At 66.7% G+C, this 22,806-nt stretch carries 25 protein-coding genes; 12 read left to right on the plus strand and 13 right to left on the minus strand.

All coding sequences use genetic code 11. The annotated features are described in order from the left end of the window. Window positions 1–4 precede the first annotated feature (4 nt). From mnmC1 to ACY65G_RS17035, 3 genes are read right to left on the minus strand one after another with little or no spacing between them, the layout of a single operon-like run. The gene (gene mnmC1, locus ACY65G_RS17025) at window positions 5–1,669 is read right to left on the minus strand and encodes an FAD-dependent 5-carboxymethylaminomethyl-2-thiouridine(34) oxidoreductase MnmC1 (protein WP_464998510.1); all 1,665 of its coding nucleotides are present in this window, start codon (window positions 1,667–1,669) and stop codon (window positions 5–7) included. After that, the gene (locus tag ACY65G_RS17030; protein ID WP_464998511.1) at window positions 1,662–2,243 is read right to left on the minus strand and encodes a DNA-3-methyladenine glycosylase I; all 582 of its coding nucleotides are present in this window, start codon (window positions 2,241–2,243) and stop codon (window positions 1,662–1,664) included. The genes mnmC1 and ACY65G_RS17030 overlap by 8 nt, the downstream gene beginning before the upstream one ends. Before the next feature lie 54 nt (window positions 2,244–2,297). Then, window positions 2,298–3,818: a BCCT family transporter gene (locus ACY65G_RS17035; protein ID WP_464998512.1), complete on the minus strand. Its 1,521-nt coding sequence runs from the start codon at window positions 3,816–3,818 to the stop codon at window positions 2,298–2,300. A 103-nt stretch (window positions 3,819–3,921) separates the two neighbouring features. Between ACY65G_RS17035 and ACY65G_RS17040 the strand changes: the two genes are divergently transcribed. Beyond that, window positions 3,922–4,392, plus strand: a complete 471-nt coding sequence (locus ACY65G_RS17040; protein ID WP_464998513.1) for an OsmC family protein — start codon at window positions 3,922–3,924, stop codon at window positions 4,390–4,392. 59 nt (window positions 4,393–4,451) lie between these two features. Here the strand turns inward: ACY65G_RS17040 and ACY65G_RS17045 are convergent, their stop codons facing one another. Continuing rightward, a complete protein-coding gene (locus ACY65G_RS17045; RefSeq protein ID WP_464998514.1) occupies window positions 4,452–5,138 on the minus strand; it encodes a DUF4142 domain-containing protein in 687 nt (228 codons plus the stop codon). A 263-nt stretch (window positions 5,139–5,401) separates the two neighbouring features. Continuing rightward, window positions 5,402–5,953 carry a winged helix-turn-helix transcriptional regulator gene (locus ACY65G_RS17050; RefSeq protein WP_464998515.1) on the minus strand — a complete coding sequence of 184 codons (552 nt, stop codon included), beginning with the start codon at window positions 5,951–5,953 and terminating at the stop codon, window positions 5,402–5,404. 283 nt (window positions 5,954–6,236) lie between these two features. On the opposite strand from ACY65G_RS17050, the gene ACY65G_RS17055 reads away from it, so the two are divergent. The 3 genes from ACY65G_RS17055 to ACY65G_RS17065 all read left to right on the plus strand — a co-directional run bounded on the left by ACY65G_RS17055 (window position 6,237) and on the right by ACY65G_RS17065 (window position 7,410). Beyond that, window positions 6,237–6,650: a response regulator gene (locus ACY65G_RS17055; RefSeq protein ID WP_464998516.1), complete on the plus strand. Its 414-nt coding sequence runs from the start codon at window positions 6,237–6,239 to the stop codon at window positions 6,648–6,650. A gap of 62 nt (window positions 6,651–6,712) precedes the next feature. After that, on the plus strand, window positions 6,713–7,156 hold the full coding sequence (locus ACY65G_RS17060; protein ID WP_464998517.1) for an energy transducer TonB: 444 nt from the start codon (window positions 6,713–6,715) through the stop codon (window positions 7,154–7,156). After that, window positions 7,153–7,410, plus strand: a complete 258-nt coding sequence (locus ACY65G_RS17065; protein ID WP_464998518.1) for a hypothetical protein — start codon at window positions 7,153–7,155, stop codon at window positions 7,408–7,410. Before ACY65G_RS17060 ends, ACY65G_RS17065 begins: the two co-directional genes overlap by 4 nt. Here ACY65G_RS17065 and ACY65G_RS17070 read toward each other — a convergent pair. Further along, on the minus strand, window positions 7,394–8,896 hold the full coding sequence (locus ACY65G_RS17070; RefSeq protein WP_464998519.1) for a tetratricopeptide repeat protein: 1,503 nt from the start codon (window positions 8,894–8,896) through the stop codon (window positions 7,394–7,396). The two genes, ACY65G_RS17065 and ACY65G_RS17070, sit on opposite strands and share 17 nt — an antisense overlap. A 301-nt stretch (window positions 8,897–9,197) precedes the next feature. Between ACY65G_RS17070 and ACY65G_RS17075 the strand changes: the two genes are divergently transcribed. The 3 genes from ACY65G_RS17075 to ACY65G_RS17085 all read left to right on the plus strand — a co-directional run bounded on the left by ACY65G_RS17075 (window position 9,198) and on the right by ACY65G_RS17085 (window position 11,025). Next, window positions 9,198–10,352 carry a S8 family peptidase gene (locus ACY65G_RS17075; RefSeq protein ID WP_464998520.1) on the plus strand — a complete coding sequence of 385 codons (1,155 nt, stop codon included), beginning with the start codon at window positions 9,198–9,200 and terminating at the stop codon, window positions 10,350–10,352. Between the two features lie 76 nt (window positions 10,353–10,428). Continuing rightward, entirely contained in the window at window positions 10,429–10,842 is a 414-nt protein-coding gene (locus ACY65G_RS17080) for an O-methyltransferase (RefSeq protein ID WP_464998521.1), read from the plus strand. Window positions 10,843–10,872: 30 nt separating this feature from the next. Then, the gene (locus ACY65G_RS17085; protein WP_464998522.1) at window positions 10,873–11,025 is read left to right on the plus strand and encodes a hypothetical protein; all 153 of its coding nucleotides are present in this window, start codon (window positions 10,873–10,875) and stop codon (window positions 11,023–11,025) included. Between the two features lie 206 nt (window positions 11,026–11,231). Here ACY65G_RS17085 and ligK read toward each other — a convergent pair whose 3' ends face one another. From ligK to ACY65G_RS17100, 3 genes are read right to left on the minus strand one after another with little or no spacing between them, the layout of a single operon-like run. After that, window positions 11,232–11,915, minus strand: a complete 684-nt coding sequence (gene ligK / locus ACY65G_RS17090; RefSeq protein ID WP_464998710.1) for a 4-carboxy-4-hydroxy-2-oxoadipate aldolase/oxaloacetate decarboxylase — start codon at window positions 11,913–11,915, stop codon at window positions 11,232–11,234. Between the two features lie 27 nt (window positions 11,916–11,942). Then, window positions 11,943–12,968, minus strand: coding sequence for an amidohydrolase family protein (locus tag ACY65G_RS17095; RefSeq protein WP_464998711.1), 1,026 nt, complete (start codon window positions 12,966–12,968; stop codon window positions 11,943–11,945). 39 nt (window positions 12,969–13,007) lie between these two features. Then, complete coding sequence (locus ACY65G_RS17100; protein ID WP_464998523.1) at window positions 13,008–14,129, minus strand: 4-oxalomesaconate tautomerase; 1,122 nt, start codon at window positions 14,127–14,129, stop codon at window positions 13,008–13,010. A 92-nt stretch (window positions 14,130–14,221) separates the two neighbouring features. On the opposite strand from ACY65G_RS17100, the gene ACY65G_RS17105 reads away from it, so the two are divergent. Continuing rightward, complete coding sequence (locus tag ACY65G_RS17105) at window positions 14,222–15,481, plus strand: LysR family transcriptional regulator (RefSeq protein ID WP_464998524.1); 1,260 nt, start codon at window positions 14,222–14,224, stop codon at window positions 15,479–15,481. Window positions 15,482–15,496: 15 nt separating this feature from the next. Here the strand turns inward: ACY65G_RS17105 and ACY65G_RS17110 are convergent, their stop codons facing one another. The 3 genes from ACY65G_RS17110 to ACY65G_RS17120 are packed head-to-tail and all read right to left on the minus strand — an operon-like array spanning window position 15,497 to window position 17,240. After that, window positions 15,497–16,345, minus strand: coding sequence for a hypothetical protein (locus tag ACY65G_RS17110; protein WP_464998525.1), 849 nt, complete (start codon window positions 16,343–16,345; stop codon window positions 15,497–15,499). Window positions 16,346–16,374: 29 nt separating this feature from the next. Then, window positions 16,375–16,803, minus strand: coding sequence for a hypothetical protein (locus ACY65G_RS17115; protein ID WP_464998526.1), 429 nt, complete (start codon window positions 16,801–16,803; stop codon window positions 16,375–16,377). Next, window positions 16,800–17,240 (minus strand): CC0125/CC1285 family lipoprotein, encoded by a 441-nt coding sequence (locus tag ACY65G_RS17120; RefSeq protein WP_464998527.1) that lies wholly within the window; start codon window positions 17,238–17,240, stop codon window positions 16,800–16,802. The genes ACY65G_RS17115 and ACY65G_RS17120 overlap by 4 nt, the downstream gene beginning before the upstream one ends. A 322-nt stretch (window positions 17,241–17,562) precedes the next feature. Between ACY65G_RS17120 and ACY65G_RS17125 the strand changes: the two genes are divergently transcribed. The 4 genes from ACY65G_RS17125 to ACY65G_RS17140 all read left to right on the plus strand — a co-directional run bounded on the left by ACY65G_RS17125 (window position 17,563) and on the right by ACY65G_RS17140 (window position 21,976). After that, window positions 17,563–18,894 (plus strand): MFS transporter, encoded by a 1,332-nt coding sequence (locus ACY65G_RS17125; protein ID WP_464998528.1) that lies wholly within the window; start codon window positions 17,563–17,565, stop codon window positions 18,892–18,894. Between the two features lie 52 nt (window positions 18,895–18,946). Next, window positions 18,947–20,257, plus strand: coding sequence for a gallate dioxygenase (locus ACY65G_RS17130; RefSeq protein ID WP_464998529.1), 1,311 nt, complete (start codon window positions 18,947–18,949; stop codon window positions 20,255–20,257). 120 nt (window positions 20,258–20,377) lie between these two features. After that, a complete protein-coding gene (locus ACY65G_RS17135) occupies window positions 20,378–21,475 on the plus strand; it encodes a porin (RefSeq protein ID WP_464998530.1) in 1,098 nt (365 codons plus the stop codon). 285 nt (window positions 21,476–21,760) lie between these two features. Further along, complete coding sequence (locus ACY65G_RS17140) at window positions 21,761–21,976, plus strand: hypothetical protein (protein WP_464998531.1); 216 nt, start codon at window positions 21,761–21,763, stop codon at window positions 21,974–21,976. Here ACY65G_RS17140 and ACY65G_RS17145 read toward each other — a convergent pair. Then, on the minus strand, window positions 21,971–22,705 hold the full coding sequence (locus ACY65G_RS17145; RefSeq protein ID WP_464998532.1) for a siderophore-interacting protein: 735 nt from the start codon (window positions 22,703–22,705) through the stop codon (window positions 21,971–21,973). The two genes, ACY65G_RS17140 and ACY65G_RS17145, sit on opposite strands and share 6 nt — an antisense overlap. Window positions 22,706–22,806: the final 101 nt, after the last annotated feature.

Genomic DNA, 22,806 nt, shown 5'->3' on the forward strand with positions numbered 1-22,806 from the left:
GGCGTTATGGCGAGATTGCGACAGTTTTACGGCGCGATTTGAGCAAAAAGCGGCCCGGATCGAGGGCACCGGCCAGCGATGCCTCGACGGGCGATGCCACTCCTTCAAGCTGGCAAACCAGCAACTCGGCGGCCAGCGGCGCCCAGATCAGCCCGCGCGATGCGTAGCCGAGCAGCGCATGCAGGCCGGGATGGCGGGCCACGTCGCGCAGCCGCTCGGGCTGGCCGGGCGCCGCGTAATCCGGCAGCGCGCCCACCAGCGGCAGCCGGTCCGGCGCCATGCAGCGTAGGCCCACGCGGCCGGCCAGCGGCGGCGCATCCGGCACGCGGCCGGCGCCGAGGATCTCGCGCGCCCGCGCCAGGTTTTCCTGCTGGCTGGCCGGCCACAACGCGCGGTCGGCCTCACAGTCCGACGTGCGGTCGTACGTGGCACCGACACTGGCGATGCCATCCATCTCCGGCGTCAGGTAAGCCTCGCGGCACACCACCATCGGCAGCGCGGCGAACGTATCCGCAGCCAGGTGCGTGACCTGGCCGCGCATCGTGTACAGCGGCAGCGGCGCCGTCTGGGGCAGCGCCATCGCGCCGGCACCGTTGGCGACGATCACGTGCGCGCCCTCGGCCAGCACACTGCCATCGGCGCCGCGCACCAGCCATCCGTCGCCAGTCCGCTCCAGCGCCAGCGCCTGGGCATGGAACGCGCGTTTCAGGCGATCGCCACACGCGGCCAGCATGGCCCGGCACACCGAGGCCGGATTGGCCCAGCCGCCCTGCGGGAACAGCCAGGCGCCATGCGGCGTGGCGGCACCGAGCAGCGCGGATGCCTGTCCGTCGTCGAGCCAGCGCACATACTCCGATGGATAACGCCATGCATCCGCCACGTCCTTTTGCAATGCCGCGTGCTGCGCATCGCGCGCCAGTTGCAGCACGCCGCACTGCTGGCCAAGGATCGGGGCACTGCCATCGGTCGCCATGCCGCCCAGCGCCTGCCAGCGGCGCAATGCGTACAGGTACGCCGCGCGCGTCAGCCGCGTGGGGATATTGTCGTCGCGCGACAGCAGCGGCATGAAGATGCCGGCGCGGTTGCCGGATGCCTCCTGTGCCGGACCATCGTGCCGCTCGACCAGTGTCACGTCCCAGCCATGCGCGCACAGGCGCTCGCACGCGGCGGCGCCCGCCACGCCGGCGCCGATGACGACGGCGCTGCGCACCGGCGGCGCAGGCCGCGGCGGCTGCGGCTTGCGGCTCGTGTAGCGCGCCTGCAGGGGATCGGTGTCGGCATCCCACGAAAAGCCGGCGGCGCGCAGGCCGCGTTTCCACGTTTCGTCGCCCGATACCGTGACGAGCCGCGCGCCGGGCACCGCGAGCCGGGCCAGCGCGCGCAGCGGCGCCTGCGGCGATGGCGCATGGAATTCGTCGACCCTCGCGGTGATTTCCGGGAGCAGCGCCTCCGGGTCGCCGAGCGCGATGTCGACGACCGTGCGGCCGCCGTCGAGCTCGATCCGGTGCAGGCCCGGAAGCGGGAGCGGCCAGCATGCCGCCAGCGCCGGGTCTGCCACGGCTGGCAATGCCGTCGCCACCACGATGTAGTGCAGCGTGCCGCCCGCCGCGCGGGCGGCGGCCAGGCGCTCCTCGTCGAACGCGAGGTCGAGCATGACGCGGTCAGCCAAGGCGCAGGCACTCCGCATGCCGGAAGCACGCCGCATCGTGGTCGTTGACGATGCCGATACCCTGCAGGTAGGCATACACGATGGTGGAACCGACGAACTTGAAGCCACGCTTCGCCAGGTCCTTCGAGATGCGGTCGGAAAGCGCCGTCTTCGCGGGACGGTCCGAAGGCGTGGCGATGTGGTTGCAGACCGGCTTGCCGTCCACCCAGCCCCACAGGTAGCCGTCGAGCGTCTGCCCTTCTTCGCGCAGCCGCAGGTAGGCCTGCGCGTTCGTGATGGCGGCCGCCACCTTCAGGCGGTTGCGCACGATGCCGGGATCGGCCAGCAGCGCTGCCACCTTGCCCGGCCCGTAGGCGGCGATGAGCTCAGGGTCCCAGCCATCGAACGCGGCCCGATAGGTATCGCGCTTGTTCAGGATGGTTTCCCACGACAGTCCGGCCTGTGCGCCTTCGAGGTTCAGCATCTCGAACAGCCGGCGCTCGTCGTGGCACGGCACGCCCCACTCCTCGTCGTGGTAGGCGATGTAGCGGGGGTTGGCGGGGTTGGCCCAGGTGCAGCGGACAGGGTCGCTCATGGCGGGTCTCAGGCGTTGGCGGAAGACCCGCAGTATAGTGCCTGCCGGTGGATCCTACTGCCCCGCCATCTGCCGCAGCTTGCGCTTGAGCTCCCGTTCGCGCCGTTCTTCCTCGTCCCAGTCATGCTGCACCGCGAGCCACAACGACCACGCCATCATCACGATCACCACCGTGAACGGCAGCGCGAACACGATGGTGGCCGTCTGCACGGCCTTCAGGCCGCCGGCCAGCAGCAGGCTGAGGGCGATGCCGGCGATCAGTATGCCCCAGATCACCTTCACGCGCGCGGCAGGCTCGGGGTTGCCGCCCGTGCTCATCATGCTCAGCACCAGCACCGCCGAGTCGCCCGACGTGACGAAGAACACCAGCACCAGCACGGTGGCCACGACCGACATCGCCGCGCCGCCGGGGAGCGCCTCGAACATCTGGAACAGCGCGGTCGACACATCGGCCTTGACCGCCTCGGACAGCGGCACGTGCTGCCACACTTCCATGTACAGCGCGGTGCCGCCGAAGATCGAGAACCACAGGAACGCCGCCAGCGACGGTGCCGCCACGGTGCCGATGATGAATTCGCGGATCGTGCGCCCGCGCGACACGCGGGCGATGAACAGGCCCACGAACGGCGACCACGACACCCACCATGCCCAGTAGAAGATGGTCCAGCCGCCCACCCAGTTGGTGTCGCGGAACGGTGTCATGCGCAGGCTCATGCGCACGAATTCCGACAGGTAAGTCCCCACCGTGTTGGTCAGCGTGTCGACGATGACGATGGTTGGTCCGACAAGGAATACGGCCAGCGCCAGCAGCGCCGCCAGGATCATGTTGACATTCGACAGCAAACGCACGCCCTTCTCGACGCCGCTCACGGCCGAGGCGATGAACAGCGCGGTGGCGACGGCGATGATCGCCACCTGCGTTACCTCCGTGTTCGGCAGGCCGAACACGGAGGTCAGCCCGCTGTTGATCTGCAGTGCGCCCATGCCGAGCGAGGCGGCCACGCCGAAGGCGGTGGCGATCACCGCCAGGCCGTTGACAAGGCCGCCGATCTTGCGCGGCCAGTGCCACGGCAGCGCATCGGTGACGGTGCTGATCAGCGAGCGGCCGTCGCGGCGGTACAGGAAGAACGCGATCGCCAGAGCGACGACGCTGTATACGGCCCACGGGTGCACGCCCCAGTGGAACAGCGCATGGCGCATGGCGGCGTTGGCCGCTTCCGGCGTGCCGGGCCGGATGCCGGGCGGCGGCGCCACGTTGAAATGGGAAATCGGCTCGGCCACGCCCCAGAACACGAGGCCGATGCCCATGCCGGCCGCGAACAGCATCGAGAACCAGCTCTTCGTGGAAAACTCGGGTGTTTCATCCTCGCCGCCCAGCTTCAGGTTGCCATAGCGGCTGAACGCCAGGAACAGTGCGAACAGCACGAGGCCGAGCACCAGCCACAGGTACAGCCAGCCGAAATTGCGGGTGATGGCGGCCAGCAGCGTGTCGAACTGCGCGGCCATCGCGTCGGGCGCCAGCACGCCCCAGATGACGATCAGCAGGATGAAACCCGCGGTGAGTATAAGTTGCATGCGTTCTCCTCTTGCCGGCGATTATAGGGCGCTGCCCGGCGGGACGTCGGCCAATTGGCCGGCGCGCTACACTCATGGCATCGCAACCCGAGCGGAGGATCCCATGCAATTCGAAGCACGACTGGAATGGCAGCGCAACGGCCAGCCCTTCCTGGACCAGAAGTACAGCCGCGCCCACGAATGGGGCTTCGATGGCGGCCTGCGCGTGCCGGCATCGTCGTCGCCGGCATCGGTGCCGTTGCCGATGTCGGTGGCGGACAACGTCGATCCGGAAGAGGCGCTCGTCGCGGCGGCCGCCAGCTGTCACATGCTGTTCTTCCTGTCGATCGCGGCGAAGCGGGGCCATGTCGTGGAAAGCTACGTCGACAACGCGGTCGGCCTTCTGGAAAAGGATGGGGCCGGCCGGATGGCGATGACGAACATCACGTTGCGCCCGGAGATCGTGTTTGCCGGCGGCTGGCCGAGCGAGGAAGAAATCGCCGCCATCCACCACGAAGCGCACGACAAGTGCTACATCGCGAACTCGCTGAAGACCGAGATCACCATCGAGCCGCCGATCGAGCCGGAAGGGTGATGGCGCTGGGCTGAAAAAAGCCCGGTACGCGCACCGGGCTTCGTTGCCGCAACGGCGTGTTATTTTGCCGGCGGGTTGGTCGTCGGATTCGCCGGGTTGGCCGGGCTGTCCGTGTTGCCGCTCGACTGCTGCTGGGTGCCGACCTTGTCCTTGGCCTGCGGCATGGACGAGCCGCCCGTACCGCCCGTGCCCGAAGCGCCCATCGCGGTGCCGGCCTTCATGCCCTTCATGTTCGACGCCAGCTTTTCCACGTGGCCCATGTGCTGGTCGATCGTGGGTTGCAGTTTCGCGGCCAGGCCCTTCACGTCGGCATCCTTGGCGTTCGACTGCGTCTTGACGACCAGCGCGTGTGCTTCCTTATGGCTCTTCACGCCGGCCATGTCGAGATAGGCCTTGTCGAACTTCTCGCCGGACATCGCCTGCAGTTTCTTCGCCATGGCCTTGTGCTTCGCATCCGGCTCGCTCGGCAGCGTCACGTTCTTGGCCTGCGCCACGGCCTTCACCTCATCGAGGCCCTTCGTGTGGTCGTCCACCATCTGCTGGGCAAACGCCTTCACCTCGGCATTCTGCGATTTCTGCAGCGCGATCTTGGCGGTTTCCACCTCGGCCATGTTGGCGATCGCCATGTCCTTCAGCGCCTTTTCGTCGGCTTTCGCCAGCGATTGCGCATGGGCCGACCCGATGCTCATCAGGACGGCCAGCAGCGGCACGCCCAGGTAGCTCTTCCACATCCTTGCCTTGTTCATAGCATTCTCCCTGCGGTTGTTGATGTTTCTCGGAATTACGTAGGGTTACAGTTAACAAACAACGAAGACAGAGTCCGCTTTCAGGAACGTTATGCTTATTATGAATTTGGATAGGCATTTTACGGCGGAACGTGCCGTGGAGCCGCACATTAGGGGCAATGGCGGAGAGTGACGCGGGAAAGAGACGGGACCAGCAAAAAGGCGCCGGCCGCGCGAAGCGGCCGGCGCCCGAAGCCCGTTACCTGTTATCCGTCGACGACGGCTTACTGTGGCTGGTTATGGCCGGAGTTGCCGGCGCCATTGCCACCCGGATGCTTGATGAACGGCACGCGCTGGCTGACTTCGCGCAGCCGCGCCCGCATCACTTCCGGCGCCGCCGGGCCCGGTGCGAACACATAATCCTCGTCGCTGATCGCGCGGCCGTTGACCTTGTCCATCAGGATCTGCTCGGCCGGCTGGCCGGTTTCCCGGTGCACGACGAGCAGGCTGGCACCTTCCGGCGCCAGGTGTTCATTCCCCCATCCCACGAACGCCAGCAGGACAGGTTTGAACGCGCGACCTTTCTCGGTCAGCAGATACTCATAGCGCGGCGGCCGGGCACTGTACTGCCGCTTTTCCATCAGTCCTCCCGCCACCAGCCCCGCCAACCGCCGGGTCAGCATGTTGGGGGCGATCTTCAGGCTTTTTTCAAACTCGTCGAACCGGGTCAGCCCGTAAAACGCGTCGCGCAGGATGAGAATGCTCCACCATTCGCCAACCTTGCCGAGGCTGCGCGCGATCGGACAGGGCATTTGGCCAAAATCGGTATGTTTCATTATTCCTCCCACTTGTGCACATTAAAAAACGAACAAGCGCAACATAGGTGACGTTTTACCCTGAAAAAGGGTCCAACAAACTATCGAATAATCACCGACGGGATAAAAGAGCCATTTTTTTCGCAATATGCTCAACTTTATGCGCAAGGGTATGCACCCCGTGCACGACTCGCCTTTTGCAACGTGAGAAAAAGTGATTGAAATTCGCGGATCGCGATATTTTTTATTTAATTCCGGCGCATAATATCTGCAGTCCAGAGCCGCCGCCATTCGCCGCTATTTTATGTACCTGACGACCGACGCCACCGTGCGCAATATCCTGATCGTGGACGATTCCGCATTCGAGCAGCGCATGCTGGCCGACCTGCTCAGCGAGTTGCCCTACCGCGTTTGTGTTGCCTTCAACGGTGCCGAAGGTTACCGCCTCGCGCTCGACCGGCATCCCGACCTGATCCTGCTCGACGTGCGCATGCCCGACATGGATGGCTATGCGTGCTGCCGCCTGCTGAAGGCCAACCCGGCCACGCAGGATATCCCGGTCATCTTCGTCAGCGGCACCGAATCGGCCGAAGACCGCATCCACGGCCTGTCGATCGGCGGTGTCGACTTCGTCAGCAAGCCCTTCCTGCCAGCCGAACTGGCGGCTCGCATCCACGTGCACCTGAACCTGATTCCCCGGCCGGGCGAACACGCCTGACCAGGTCGGCAGCAACCGAGGCATGCCCTGAACCCATCCGCCGCAACCGATATCAAAACCCGATGACGATCGTTACCCGATTGCTGCGCCCCGCGCGCCGGCACAATCCTTCCAGCACGGCCACCACCACTGTCACCTCGCTGGCCGCCATGCTGCCGGTGCTGGCGCTGGCCGGTGCATGCATCGCAGGGCAGGCACGGGCCGAAAAAAACGTCATCGTCGACAAGCCGCAGCAGCGCGGCGCCGCCGATTTCAACGGCTGCGCCAAGCCGGCGTGGCCGAAGGGAGCGCGCGAAGCGAAGGAAGGCGGCACGGTCACGCTGGCCGTGCTGGTCGGCGCAACCGGCAACGTGCTCGACTCGCAGGTACGTAAATCGAGCGGCCATCCGGCGCTGGACGAAGCGGCACGCGAAGCCATTGCCGGATGCCGCTTCCAGGCCGGCCGCGATCGCGGCGAACCCGTCAAGTCGTGGGTGTACCTGCAATACGTATGGCTTCCCGGATGATGCGCCGGTTCCTTCCATTCGTGCTGGCCGCCGCCTGCACGGCCGCCGGTGCCGCCGACATGCCCGCTCACCCGTTCGTATCCACCGCCGGCAAGGCGCAGGTGTGGGCGGCACCCGACATCGCCGCGCTGTGCTTCGAGACCGGCGCGCAGGATGGCAGCGCCGAACAGGCAACCGCGGTGCTCGACGAATTGTCCACCGCCATCGCGGCGTTGCTGGCCGGGCATGGCGCGCTTTTCAAGTCGCTCCCATGACCACCAGCAGCCCGGCCACGTCCACCCCGCTGTCCTGCCGCAGCGTGCAGGGATCGAGCGCGCGCACCGCGAAGCCATGGCGAGCGGCGCAGCCGCGCAGGTAGGGAGCGGCATGCGCGTAGCGGCCGGAGGGGCGCAGCGCATACGTGCCCTCCTCCAGCGCCTCGACCGAGAACGCGAACACGCCGCCCTCGGCAAGCGCCTGGCGCGCGGCACCGAACAGCGCATCGAGATCGCCGACATACACCAGCACATCGGCGGCGGCCAGCACATGCCAACGCCGGCCGCCGCCTTCCAGGAACGGCACGATGCCGGCGCACGCCAGGTCATCGTAGACCGCCAGCGCCCGGGCCCGGGCCAGCATTGCGCGCGACAGGTCGACACCGGCCAGGTGCCGCGCGAACGGCCGCAGCAGCGGACCGCACAGGCCGGTGCCGCACCCGAGGTCCAGCACATCCAGCTCGGCATCCGACCGGGCATTCGCGGGCAGGTGCTCCTCCAGCAGCCGCACCAGCAGCTCCGGTGTGCGATAGCGCAGTTCATCGACCAGGTGCCGTTCGAAGCGCGGCGCGTAGCCGTCGAACAGCGCCGCCACGTACTCCGGCGGCGACGCCGGCGGCGCGGTGCCGGTGCCCAGCGCCGCCAGCAAGTAGTCGACCGCGGCGGCATCGGCGCCCAGCTTCTTCGCCTGCCGGTAAGCGATGACCGCCGCCTCGTGCCGGCCCAGCGCACGCAGCGTGTTCGCCAGCCCCAGCTGCGCCCGCGCATAGCCGGGGCGTGCCGCCAGCGCGCGGTGCCAGCTGTCCAGCGCCGCTTCGAGCCGCCCGCCATGCAGCAGTAGCCCGGCGCGCCCGCACCAGGCTTCGGCATAACCGGGCCGCAATTGCAGTGCGCGGTCGAAGCCCTGCAGCGCCCCGTCGGCGTCGCCGGTGGCCAGCAGCGACACGGCAGCGCCGTTGACCGCTTCCGGATACCCTGGCCGGGCGTCGAGCGCGGCCGCGAAGCCGTCGAGCGCTTCATCGTGCCGGCCCAGCTCCTGCAATGCCAGCGCGCGGTTGCATAGCGCTTCCGGATAGCGCGGCGACAGCGCCAGCGCGGCCGCGTAGCCATCCAGCGCTGCGTCCAGGCGGCCCAGACGGCGCAGCGCATTGGCGCGGTTGCACAGCGCCAGCGGATAAGCCGGTTGCAGCGCCAGCGCCCGTTCGTAGCTGGCCAGCGCCGCCTCGTCGCTGCCGGCATCCTGCTGCGCGGCGCCGTAGTTGCAGTGGGCGATCGCGCGCGTGCTGTCCAGCGCGATCGCGCGGCCGATCAGTTCGAGCGCCCGCTGCGCATTGCCACGCTGGCGCGCGATCACGCCGGACAGGTGCAGCGCATCGAAACTGGCGGGGTCGCATTGCAGGACTTGCGCATACAGCGCATCGGCTTCGGCCAGTTCGCCGCGCTGGTGGTGCGCGACAGCCTGGCGCAGGAGGGATTCGGTGGTCATGCGGTATTAGACCGGGCAACCGGACACAGGTCAAACGCTTGTCACATTCGAGCGGCAGAATACGCCTGCTTCTGTGGAGAGGGGCAACATGGCGGCGCAAGCCGTCACTACCGGCGCCGGCGGTCGGGAAATATACCGGCACCACATTCCTTCCGGCCGCGACAGCGGCCGGATACAGCAATTCCCAACACCGGCATTGATCATTATCAAAGCGCCCGCGATCAGCAGGCTCAGATCGTTTGCGCCATCCCTACACTGGTGATTGTGTCCGCGTTCCGCGGGCGGAAACCAGGGGGTAACCATGAAAAACTACATCGTGCTGCGCAGTGCCGTCCGCCCAACGTTGCGTGGCGGCATGTCCAGCATGCTGCATTCCGGCGCGAAGCCGACCGTGACGGTGGAACGGGTCAACGAACGCGAAGCGGCGCAACTGCGCGCGGAACCCGAAGTGCAGGTCGTGGCGCCGGCCATGCCGACGCGGCTGATCGAACCGCTGCATGCGCGGCCGGCCGCCGCAGGATCCAGCTGGGGCATCGCGGCCGTGGGCGCCGACCGGAGCCGCTTCACCGGCGCGGGCGTCACGGTGGCGGTGCTCGACACGGGGATCGATGCCGCGCATCCGGCGTTCAGCGGCGTGACCCTGGTCCAGCAGGATTTCAGCGGCGATGGCGATGGCGACGCGTTCGGCCATGGCACGCACTGCGCCGGCACGATCTTCGGCCGGGACGGGGGCGGCCGCATCGGCGTGGCACGCGGCGTCACCCGCGCGCTGATCGGCAAGGTGCTGGGCAACGATGGCTCGGGCAGCACCGACATGCTGGTCAACGGCATGACCTGGGCGCTGCAGAACAAGGCGCACATCATCTCGATGTCGCTGGGCTTCGATTTCCCGGGCATGGTCGCCCAGCTCGTCGACAGCGGCATGCCGGTCGACATCGCCACCTCGCAGGCGCTGGAAGCCTACCGCGACAACCTGCGCATCTTCGATGCGGTGATGGCGATGATGGATGCGCAGGGCGGCCTGGATACGGAACCGCTGGTGGTGGCCGCGGCCGGCAACGAAAGCCGCCGCGAAGTCGATGCGCAATTCCGCGTGGCCGCTTCGCTGCCGGCCGCCGCGGACGACGTGCTGTCGGTGGCCGCGATCGGCCAGCGCGGCACCGCCCTGGCGGTGGCGGACTTCTCGAACACGATGGCGCGGATCAGCGCCCCCGGGGTGGACATCACCAGTGCCTTCCCCGGCGGCGGCCTGCAGACGTGGAGCGGCACGAGCATGGCCTGCCCGCACGTGGCCGGCGTGGCCGCGCTGTGGTGGGAAGCGCTGCGCGCCGAAGGCCGCGACCCGGATGCCCGGCTGGTGGCGGCGCGACTGTTCGTCAGTGCCCGGCGCGAGGTGTTCGGGGCGGGCTTCGATCCGATCGATATCGGCGACGGGTTCCTGACGGCGCCGGAGTGACGGAGCGGGCCGCTCCCGCGTTGCCATCCCTTCCGGAATTCTGGCAGCATGACGGCACCATTCCAAAGGAGCCCGCATGAATGCCGACCTGAACCTGCTGCTGGAAGAGATCGAACGATTCAGTGCCGAGAACGATGACGGCATCGGGCGCGGCGACCCGGCCCGCGCGCAGCGCATGCTGAACATCACGCGCGACACGGGGGAATTCCTGGCCGTGCTGGTGCGCGCGACGCGGGCCCGCGACATCCTCGAAATCGGCACGTCGAACGGTTACTCGACACTGTGGCTGGCCGATGCGCTCGGCACGGAGGGTGGCAAGGTGACGACGGTGGAACTGCTCGACGCCAAGTATGCGATGGCGCTGGAAAACTTCATGCGCGCCGGCCTGCGCGCGCGGATCGATGCGCTGAATACCGACGCGGGCGAGGTGCTGCGCGTGGCCGGCGATGCGGCGTACGACCTGGTCTTCCTCGATTCGGACCGTACGTAGTATGAAGGGTGGTGGCCGGAGATCCGGCGCGTGCTGCGCCCGCGCGGCCTGCTGGTCGTCGACAACGCCGTCTCGCACGCGGACGAGATGGAATCCTTCATGCAGGCCGTGCAGGACGACGGCTTCGCGTGCAGCCTGATCCCGGTGGGCAAGGGAGAGTTCCTCGCCACCCGCAGCGGCTGAGCCCGTGTTGCCGGACTATCGTCCGGCTGCCTGGCACGGAGACACGGGCACGGCAGTAAAACAGGTCAGTCGATTTAGTTCATCCTTCTGCCGCAAATGGCTCGCGCATCCTGTAAAGGCACAGCCCCCGCATGCCGCTGAGCCCGTGTTGCCGGACTATAGTCCGGCTGCCTGGCACGGGGACCCGAGCTCGGCAGTAAAACAGGTCAGTCGATGTACGTCAACCCGGCTGCGGCAAGCGGCTCGCGCATGCTGTACATGTCCAGCCCCAGCACGCCGCTGGCCAGCTTCGCGCGCTTTTCGCCTTCCAGGTCTTCGCGCTTCTGCGCCACGTCCGCCACGCGCGGCGCGTCGAGCGCCGGCACGACGACGACGCCGTCTTCATCGGCCACGATCACGTCGCCCGGGTTCACGAGTGCGCCGGCGCACAGCACGGGGATGTTGACGGAACCGACCGTGGACTTGATGCAGCCCTTGGCGCTGATGCACTTGCTCCACACGGGGAAACCCATCTCGCGCAGGAATTTCACGTCGCGCACGCCGGCGTCGATCACCAGCGCCTTCGCGCCGCGCGCCTGGAAGCTGGTGGCCAGCAGGTCGCCGAAGTAGCCGTCCGTGCACTCGGCCGTGATCGCGGCCACCACGATGTCGCCCGGCTGGATCTGCTCGGCCACCACGTGCATCATCCAGTTGTCGCCGGGGTGCAGCAGCACGGTGACGGCGCTGCCCGTCGCTTCGGCGCCCTGCCAGATGGGGCGCATGGTGGGCTTCAGCAGGCCCACGCGGCCCATCGCCTCGTGCACCGTGGCGCTGCCGAACTTCGACAATTGTTCGACGACGGCCGGGTCGGCCCGCTCGATGTTGCGCTTCACGATGCCGAGCTGGTTCATCATTGGTGTGGTCATGCGCATTTCCTCTTATTGTCCTTTGGCAGTCAGCTGCGCATCCAGGCGCGGGAACACGCGGCGCGCATTGCCTTCGAAGATCGCCAGGCGCTCCTCGTCGGTGAGGTTCGCGGCCTGGATGTAGCGTTTCGTGTCGTCGTAATAGTTGCCTGTTTCCGGATCGATGCCGCGTACGGCGCCGATCATCTCGGAAGCGAACAGCACGTTCTTCACCGGGATCACCTTCGTCAGCAGGTCGATGCCCGGCTGGTGGTAGACGCAGGTGTCGAAGAAGATGTTCTCCAGCAGGTGCTCGGCCAGGGGCGGCTTTTTCATTTCCTGGGCCAGTCCGCGGAAGCGGCCCCAGTGATACGGAACGGCGCCGCCGCCGTGCGGGATCAGGAACTTCAAGGTCGGGAAATCCTTGAACAGGTCGCTGGTCAGGCATTGCATGAAGGCCGTGGTGTCGGCATTCAGGTAGTGCGCGCCGGTGGTGTGGAAGCACGCGTTGCAGCTGGTGGAGACGTGGATCATCGCCGGGATGTCGTATTCCACCATCTTTTCGTAGATGGGATACCAGTGGCGGCTTGAGAGCGGCGGCGAAGTCCAGTGCCCGCCGGACGGATCCGGATTCAGGTTGAGGCCCACGGCACCGTACTCCTTCACGCATTTTTCCAGCTCGGGAATGCAGGTGGCGGGGTCCACGCCAGGCGACTGCGGCAACATCGCCGCGGTTGCGAAGTGATCGGGAAACAGCTGCGCCACGCGTGCACACAGCTCGTTGCAGATCGCGGCCCAGGTGGCGCTCGTGTTGAAGTCGCCGATATGGTGCGCCATGAAGCTGGCGCGCGGTGAAAAGATCGTCAGGTCCGAACCCCGCTCCTTCATCAGGCGCAGCTGGTTGGTCTCGATCGTTTCGCGCAGCTCGTCGTCGGAGATCTTCAGGTCCGACACGCGCGGTCCCAGTTCCGGCGTGTTCAGGCTGGCGACCTGCTCGTTGCGCCAGTTTTCCAGCGCCTTCGGCGCCGTCGTGTAGTGGCCGTGGCAATCGATGATCAGTGGTTGCTTCATTTCGTGTTCCTCTTGATTGTGCCGGTATCAGGACGGGTCGGGGATCAGGACCTCGCCGCGCATGATCGGACGGGCGGTGCGCAGCAGCGCGGCGCGGGTGACCTGCTGGCCGTCGACGTCCAGCTCGACGGAAAATTCGCCGGTCGGGTGTTCGACCGACACGGCTTTCGTACGGCCGGCCGGCACGGTGGCGATGCCTTGCGTGATGGAGCCCTCCAGCACGCAGGCGGTAGCGACGGTGACGGCCGCCAGCACGCCGATCGAGTCATGGCACACGTGGGGGATGAAGCAGCGCGTGGCGACCGTTCCGCCCTCCTCCGGCGCCGCCACGAGGCACATCTTCGGGTAGTTCTTCGCCTTCACGTCGCCCAGGCCCATCAGCGGACCGCAGGCCAGGCGCAGCGCTTCGAGCTTTTCCTTCAGCGTTGCGTGGACATTCAGTTCGGCCACCCCTTCACTGCCCGTGATGCCGAAGTCGCCCGCGCGCACCAGCACCATCGGCATGCCGTTGTCGATCAGCGTGGCCTCGACGGTGCCCAGGCCGGGCACGTCGATACGGTCGAGCACGCGGCCGCTCGGCAGCAGCGACGGGCACACGGAACCGGCCGTGTCGAGGAAGCTGATGCTGACGGGGGCTGCGGTACCCGGCACGCCGTCGATGCGCGCGGTGCCCGTGTATTGCAGGCGCCGCCCCGGTGTGGGCACGGTCACATCGCACTGCATGCCGGTATTCAGCGCGAGGATGCGCGCGGTCGTAAAACCGTCGCCTGCCTGCAGCAGGCCCCGTTCCAGCGCAAACGGCAGCGCGGCGGCCAGCATGTTGCCGCAGTTCGGCGTCACGTCCACCGTGTCGCCATCCGGCTGCAGCTGGGCAAACAGGAAATCGAGGTCCACGCCCGGCGTGGTGCTGCGGCGCACGATGCCGACCTTGCTGGTCAGCGGGTGCGCGCCGCCCAGGCCGTCGATCTGGCGCGGATCGGGCGAACCCATGGCGGCAAGCAGCAGCCTGTCGCGCTCCGCCGGATCGGCCGGCAAGTCGGACTCGATGAAGAACGGACCGCGCGACGTGCCGCCCCGCATCAGCATGCAGGGCACGGCGCGCAGGTCGGAAGGAGCGTATTCCATGATGGATGGGCGATCGGTTGTCATGCCGGCCAGTATCGGTGCGAGCGCCATCCGCGTGGTTGCGTTGTGCCGGGCGTTTTGTTCTAATTCTCTTATCGACTTGTTTTTACACGCCCATGCCAACTGTCAGCCTGCGCCACCTGCACGCGTTTTCCGTCGTCGCCGCCACCGGAGGCATCCGCCGCTCTTCCGATGCGCTGTTCCGGGCGTCGTCCGCCGTGGCGCGCTCCGTCACGGCGCTCGAGGCGAGCCTGGGCGTGCTGCTGTTCGAGCGCAAGGGGCGCGGCATGCTGCTGACGGCGGCCGGCCAGCTGGCGAAGCTGCGCGCGGAACGCATCGAAGGCGAATTGCGCGATGTGCGCGACGATGCGCTGCGCATGCGCAGGACGGGTGACAAGGGTAGCGGCAATGCGGGTGGCGGCAATGCGGGCGGCGGCAATGTGGGCGGCGGCAATGTGGGCGGCATCGAAGCACTGCTGAACGAACGCCGCCTGCGCGCCGCCGCGCTGCTGGCCGAAGTGCACCACATGCCCACGGTGGCCCATGCGATGGGCACGTCGCAATCGGCCGTCAGCCAGGCGATCGCGCGCCTGGAAGACATGCTGGGCCAGCCGCTGTTCCTGCGCACGGCGCACGGCATGGTGCCGACCGACGCGGGGCGCCGCTGGGTGGAGCGTTTCGAGCGGGTGCTGGCCGAACTGCGGCATATCCCCGAAGACATTGCCGCGCTGGCCGGGGTAGTGGAAGGCGTCGTCACCATCGGTGCGCTGCCGCTGGCGCGTTCGCAATTGCTGCCGGCGGCCATCGCGGCCGTGCTGCAGAAGCATCCGCGGCTGCGCATCCGCTCGCTGGAGAGCCCGTACGAGGAGCTCACCGCCGGGCTCCTGTCGGGGCGTGTCGACTTCATCGTGGGTGCGTTGCGCCCCGGTGCCGGCGATGCGTTCGACGACCGCGTGCTGATCGAGGACCGCGTGGCGTTGGTGGCGCGCCACGGCCATCCGCTGGCCGGCAGGCACAGCGTGAGCGATGCCGACCTGGCCGGCTGGCCATGGGTGCTGTCGCGCGCCGGCACGCCACTGCGCGAATCGCTGGAAGCCTTTTTCCGCAGCCGCGGCGTGGCGACACCGCAGCCGGCCGTGGAAACGGGCGACCTGGCGCTGCTGCGCGGCCTGCTGGTGGAAAGCGACATGCTCACGGTGCTCTCGGCGCACCAGCTGCATCACGAAATCGCCACGAACCAGCTGGCGGTACTGCCCTATGACATGGCAGGACTCGAACGCCGCATCGGGCTGATCACCCGGCGCGGCGCCCACCTGTCGCCCGGCGCCGGCGCGCTGCTGGCCGAGATCGACACCGCCAGCGCGCGCTGGCGCTGAACGGGTTGCGGGAAATCAGCGCTGTTGCTTGCTGACCGTATCGACGATCTCGGGCACCAGCGACATCAGTCCCTCGCGCATCGCGTCGACGGCCACCGGAATGCCGTCGACCAGGCCACTATAGGTGGTGAACTCATTGCGCCATGCATCCGGGTTGTAGCGGAATGCCTGCATGCCGAGGAACTGCTTCGTGCGCCCGTCATAGGCAGCCACCCCGATCGTCGCGCGTACGCGGTAGTTGTTCATCGGGCCCGGCGCGGCGTAGAAGGCGACCGGGCTGACTTGCAGCACGATGTCCGCATCCACCGTGGGCAATGGGCCGGGGGCGACCGGGAAGGCGATCGCGTTCACGCCCGGTGCCGGCCAGCGCAGACGCGGCAGCACATTGGCCGAATCCTTGAGGACCGTGGCCTGGATGCCGCGCGCAAGGAAGCGCTGGCGTAGCTGTTCGGTGACCTCGGCACGCAGGTCCAGTTGAGGAAAGCGCTTCGTCACTTCCGCATGGAACTGCTCGGCCTTGCGCTGCGTATCCTCGGCATTGCCGTTGATCAGCGCGCCGATCAGGCCCATCTGCGTGCCCACGTTGTGCGGCATGGCGGGGGTAACGCGGCCATCGATCGAATACTGCTGCGATGGCGACGCGGGCGCATTCGGATCCACTTCGAAGAAGTAATCGGCGGTCTGCGTAAAGTGAAAATCAGGCGCCAGCCCGGCAAGCGAGATCAGCGCCGCGTTGTGCATCGGCGGGGGCTGCACGATCGCCACGGAGCGTGGCGCGGGGAACTTGTCGGTGGACAGGGTGGGATGGTGGACGCAGCCGGTCAGTGCGAGTGCGAAGGCGGTGAGCAGGAGGATTTTATGCATGATTCAGTTGGCGTTGAGATAAATTCGATTCAGCAGGAGGGCGCACCGACGGTCGGCTCGACTGCGACACCCGTTTCGGTTGTCGCATCCGCGCGCACGACCTCGATGAAACAGCGCCCGGCGCCGACGCCGGCATACAGGACCAGCACGCTGCCCGGCGCCGCCGCGACGCTGACGGCCGGCTGGCACGACGCGATGCTGTTGTTGCCCTGGTAGGCCAGGTGAGTACCCAGCGTGATGCGCCGGCCCGCCGGCACCGGCACGCCCGGTGCCGCGCTATCGGTCATGCGCAGCGAATAGCGCTGCCCGCCGGCGCACATCCATGCATCGCCACCAGGGAACAGCGTGACTTGCGCCGTCTGTTCTCCCGCGGCCGGCGCATAGGGCGGCAATGCGCAGCCGGCCAGCACGGCGGCGAGGGTGGCCCCGGCACAAGCCGGCTTCCATAATCGTTTCACCGATCGCTCCCTGTCATGTGAATGCTGCCGGTTGCAATGACGGGTGCCAGTTCGGCCAGCACGTCCCGCGTGGCGCGGGCGCCGGGGCCTGGGGTGTCCAGCAACAGCACGAACGCTGTCGCGGCGGGCTTGCCCATCACCTGCCCCACGCGCGGCACCCACCCCGGCCGGCCCTGCGCAGCGGTTTGTAGCGATTCGAACAATACAAAATATGGTTTGCCGCGATCGCGCGCCAGTTCGGCACAGCGGTACAGCGCGTAGTGCTGGGCAAGCAGCGGCGACGTGAATCCGTTGCCGGAAAATGCCACGAATTCCAGCTTGCCGGGTCCCTTCGCGTTCGCATGACCACCCGTGATCGTGCGCTGGCCGTCCTCCTGGTAAGGCGTCGCGCAGCCGCCGAGCAGTGTGGCAAGACAAAGAAAGACAATGCGTCGCATGGAAAAAGAATGGGCACGAAGATTCCATATGTTAACAGATAGTTCCTATTTGAAATCTATCGAATTGCCACGCGTTGCATCGTGGCGACGTGCCCGCAGCAAAACTGGGCGGGACCGCCAGACACGTTCCGTTACACCTGTCGCCGTTCGTCGATAAGCAGATTGCAACGCTGCGGCAGGTAAAGGCAATACTTGCCATGCCTCCAAAAAGTACACTTGTCGTGCAGTGATGCCCCATATTCATAAGGAGCATAACGGGGCCGGCATGCGCAGCCACATGCGGCGCCCCAACCAAAACAGGTGTTTATCGACTGGAGACTTAATGAATACCGTACAATCGCTCGACGTTCGGGCTACCATCAACGGCCGCGGCATGAGCGGCTACCAGTGGCTGCTGCTGGTCCTGTGCTTCCTCATCGTGGCCACCGACGGCATGGACGTGGCCATCATGGGCTTTCTCGCACCCGCCATCACGAAGGAATGGGGCATCTCGAAAGCGGCATTCGGCGTGGTGATGAGCGCAGCGCCGGTCGGCCTGGCCATCGGCGCGCTGCTCGTCGGCCCGCTGTCGGATCGCTACGGCCGCAAGAAACTGCTGATGTCCTCGATCTTCTGGTTCGGGTTGTTCAGCCTGCTGTGCGGCTTCGCCACCGATGTCATTACCTTATCGGTGCTGCGCTTCCTGACAGGCCTGGGCCTGGGCGCGGCGATGCCGACGACGACCACGCTGCTGTCCGAATACCTGCCGGAGAAATCGCGCAGTACATTGCTGGCCGTGATGTTCACCGGCTTCAATCTGGGTTCGGCGCTGGTGGGATTCGGCGCGGCCGCGATCCTGCCCGACTACGGCTGGCGCACGGTGCTGATGGTGGGCGGCGCGATTCCGCTGGCCTGCCTGCCGTTCTACCTGTGGCTCGTGCCGGAATCGACGCAGTTTCTGGTAACCCGGAAATTCCCGGCCGAGCGCATCGCCGGCACGCTGCGCCGCGTCTGCGGCAAGGACATTCCACAGGCAGCCGCCTACACCAACAGCGAACAGGCCGTGAAGGAAACGGCGCCGGCCAAGGCCCTGCTGTCCGGCCAGTTCCGCAAGACGACACTGTCGCTGTGGGCCACGTACTTCATGGGCCTGCTGGTGATCTACCTGCTGAGCGGCTGGCTGCCCACGCTGATCAAGGATGCCGGCCTGCCGATCGAGCGCGCCGCCAACATCACCGCGCTGTTCCAGCTGGGCGGCACCGTGGGCGCGCTGTTCGTCGGCTACTTCATGGACCGCTGGGTGCCCAACAAGGTCATCGCCAGCGCCTATATTGGCGGCGCCGCCTTCATCCTGATGCTGGCATCCTCCGGCGTGCAATCGTCGCTGTTCGCCGTGTTCGTGCTGCTGGCCGGCTTCTGCATGAGCGGCGCGCAGACCGGCATGAACGCCTTCGCACCATCGTGCTACCCGACCGCGGTGCGTGCCACCGGCGTGTCCTGGATGCTGGGCATCGGCCGCTTCGGCAGCATTTCCGGCTCCTTCCTGGGCGGCATGCTGCTGACGATGGGCTGGGGCTTCTCGTCCGTCATCTCGATCCTGGCGATTCCGGCCACCATTGCCGCCATCGCGATCATCGCGGCCACGCTGGGCAAGAAACGCCAGGCTATCGCCTGACCTTGTTGTCCCGACCCTCGTGGCCTGAACCACTGTAATGGAATGAACAATCATGGCTAACATCATCGGCGCGATCGCGTCGTCCCACACTCCCACGATCGGCTTCGCACTCGACACGAACAAGCAGCACGACGCCGTCTGGGCCCCGATCTTCAAGGCCTATGAGCCGGTGCAGCAATGGCTCGCGGAGAAAAAGCCCGACGTGCTGCTGATGATCTTCAACGATCACGTGACATCGTTCTTCTTCGACCACTACTCGGCGTTCGCGCTGGGCATCGGCAACGAATACAAACCGGCGGACGAAGGCGGCGGTGCGCGCGACCTGCCGGCCATCGCCGGCCACACCGGGCTGGCGCAGCACATCGGCCAGTCGCTGATGGCCGACGAATTCGACATGTCGTTCTTCCAGGACAAGCCGCTCGACCACGGCTGCTTCTCGCCGCTGTCGATCATGTGGCCGCACGACGGCAAGGAAGGAACCGGTGCCTGGCCCGGCAGCATCGTGCCGCTGCAGGTGGGCGTGCTGCAGTTTCCCGTGCCGTCCGGCCGCCGCTGCTACAAGCTGGGCCAGGCGCTGCGCCGTGCCATCGAAAGCTTCCCGGAAGAGCTGAACGTGGCGATCGTGGCCACCGGCGGCCTGTCGCACCAGGTACATGGTGAGCGCGCAGGCTTCAACAACACCGAGTGGGACAGCCGCTTCCTCGACATGTTCGAGGCCGATCCGGAAGCGCTGCTGGACCTGACGCACGCCGACTTCGCCCGCCTGGGCGGGTGGGAAAGCGCGGAGGTGGTGATGTGGATGATCATGCGCGGCGCAATGGCCGGCAAGATCGAGTGCCTGCACCGCGAGTACTACCTGCCATCGATGACCGGCATCGCCGTGTCGATCTACGAGAACGCCGTGGCGGTGGACCCGGCGCTGCACCAGCGGGCCATCGAGCGGCACCGCGAACACATCTCGCACCAGACGAAGGGCGCCGAGGAGCTGGAAGGCACCTACCCGTTCACGCTGGAGACCAGCTCGCGCGCCTACCGCATCAACAAGTACCTGCACCAGCTGATCAAGCCGGAATTCCGCACCCGTTTCAAGGAAGCGCCGGAAGCCACGTACGACGACGCGGGCCTGACGGACATCGAACGGCAAATGATCGCCGCACGCGACTGGCAGGCGATGGTCCGCTACGGCGTGATCTTCTTCCTGCTCGAGAAACTGGGCGCCGCCGTCGGCGTCTCGAACCTGCACATCTACGCGGCGATGCGCGGCCAGTCGCTGGAGGATTTCCAGAAGACGCGCAACACGCAGGCGCTGTACTCGGTGGGCGGTTCCGCCAGGGACGCCGACTGGAACAAGCCGACATCCTGATCTTTCGAACGCGGGCCCACGGCCCGCTCCCCTGATCCATGCGGTGCCGCCTCTCTTCGGCCGGGGCGCGGCACTGCTCATCCTGCACGAACAACCATCCGATTCAATCGAGGAGACACCATGCAAAAAACCCTGATCGCCACCGCCATCGCCGCGTGCTCGATGGCCGCCACGTTGCCGGCGCAGGCGCAGAGTTCCATGTCAGTCTATGGACTGATCGACGGCGCCGTCGAGCACTACACCAACGCGGACGCGGCCGGCAACGGTGTCACGCGCAGCCCGAGCCTGGGTGGCGGCATGTTCCCGTCGCGTATCGGCTTCAAGGGGTCGGAAGACCTGGGCGGGGGACTGAAGGCCATCTTCACGCTGGAAAACGGCTTTGCGCCGGATTCCGGCACCGTGAACCAGGGTGGCCGGCTGTTCGGCCGCCAGGCGTGGGTGGGCCTGGCCGGCAGCTGGGGCCAGGTGACGATCGGGCGCAACTACAACATGCTGTACGTGTCGTCGTTCGACGTCGACGTGTTCGGTCCGTCGCAGTACGGCCTGGGCGCCCTCGATCCGGCGGTGCCGAACGGCCGCAGCGACAATTCCATTGCCTACAAGGGCACGTTCAACGGTGTCACGCTGGGCGCCACGTACAGCCTGGGGCGCGACACGTCGGCCGCCGGCGGTGCGTCGGGCACCAACTGCGCCGGCGAATCGGCGACCGATGCGCAAGCCTGCCGCGAGTGGTCCGCGCTCGTGCGCTACGACCGCCCCATGTGGGCGGTCGTAGCCGCCTATGACCGCATCCATGGCAGCGCCACGGCGGCCAATGGCCTGAACACGAGCGACAAGACGGACAGCCGCCTGCACGTGGCCGGCCTGGTGAAAGGCGCGGACTGGAAGGTGGGCGGCGGTGTGCTGCTGCGCGAGAACGAGGGGTCGGCCACGCAGCCGAAGAGCCGGCTGTACTACCTGGGCGCCGCCTACAACGTGACCCCGCTGCTCGTGGTCGACGGCCAGGTCGGCAAGCTCGATTACCGCGCCACCGGCAACGACACCAGGCAGGCGCTGCTCCGCGCAACGTACCTGCTGTCGACGCGCACCGCCGTCTACGTGGCCGGCGGCCGCATCGACAACGACGGCACCGCCGCCGTCGCCCTCTCCGCCGGCGGCTCGGTCGGCACCGGCCTGATGCAGACTGGCATCATCACCGGCATCAAGCACGCGTTCTGATGTAGTTCAGATAAGCCAAACCCAGAGGCAGATTCCGGGGTCAGACCCGCCGGGTCTGACCCTAGCCCTTTGCTTTTGGGATGTCTGCATGCGGATCAACATGCGGGCCAAGCACTGACTGAACGGCATTAGTGTCTGTCACCGGTGTTCCGGGAACATTCCTGTATCGCCGAGTTGTGGCCGCGCGACTCAGCAATCCGCCAAAAGTTAATGTAGTTTCTGAAGTAATCGTGCCAAGTCGCGGAATTGGTATGATGGCTGCAACCGGACAGAACGGAGGCAGCCATGGACGACACAGTCTACGACGAAGCCCGTGCCGACTGGCGCATGGCGCGGTGCGTGGAGACGGGCGTGAAGGTATCGATGGCCGACGGTGTAACGCCAGCGCTGGAATTCATGCTCGAATGCGGGGTGCCGCGCGACGTGGCGATGCGGGTGCTGGCCGGGCCGCGCTTCGGCCGGCATGCAACAACGGAGCATGCCGCGCGCCAAATATCATAAGTCCTCGTGGTGAGCGGAAGCGCCCTGCTTCCAGTAGGCCGAGATCCGGCTGGCGGTGCGCGGGAAGCCCTTTTCGCCATGGACGACGTCGCGCACCTGCGCAGCGATCGCCGCCTCGCCGCCAAACCACACGAATGCGTCGCCGTCCGGCAGCGGCATGGCGCGGATCGCATCGACCAGCGCAGCGCCATCGGCCACCCGCCATACGTCGAGCTGGGCGGCGCTGGCAAGCGTCAGTTCCTCCTCGCACGCGACGATGACGATCGCGCGCACGCCCGCCGGCAGCTCCTCCATGCGGCGCCGGATCGCCGGCAGCGCAGTGGCGTCGCCGGCCAGCAGGTGCCAGCCGTAGTCGGCCGGGATGATCATCGATCCGCGCGGGCCGCCGATCGTGGCGCGCTGCCCTACGACCGCCTGCCGCGCCCATGTTGAAGCCTTGCCGTCGCCATGCAGCGCGAATTCGATCGTCAGTTCACGCGCGGCCTGGTCATAACGGCGCGGCGTGTAATCGCGGCGCACAGGCTCGCCGGAAGCATCGTCGAACATGAATTTCACATGGTCGTCGAATGACGCGGAAACGAAGTCCGCCAGGTCTTCGCCGCGGAACGTCACCGCCACGAAGTGCGCGCCGAGCGGCGCCACCTTCGCTACCTCGACATCGCGCCGCTTCAGTTCATGGCGCACGCGCCGCACCCGGCTCACTGCCGCCTCATTGACTGGACTATCCACCCGCTCATCCATTGCGCCCCCAATTAGTTGATAAAGTCCCCTATTCTGGCGCCTATTGGTTGACCTGGTCAACCAAATTCAGCGTGGATTCCGATCTTGCA

Source organism: Pseudoduganella sp. jia 12, assembly GCF_055502675.1.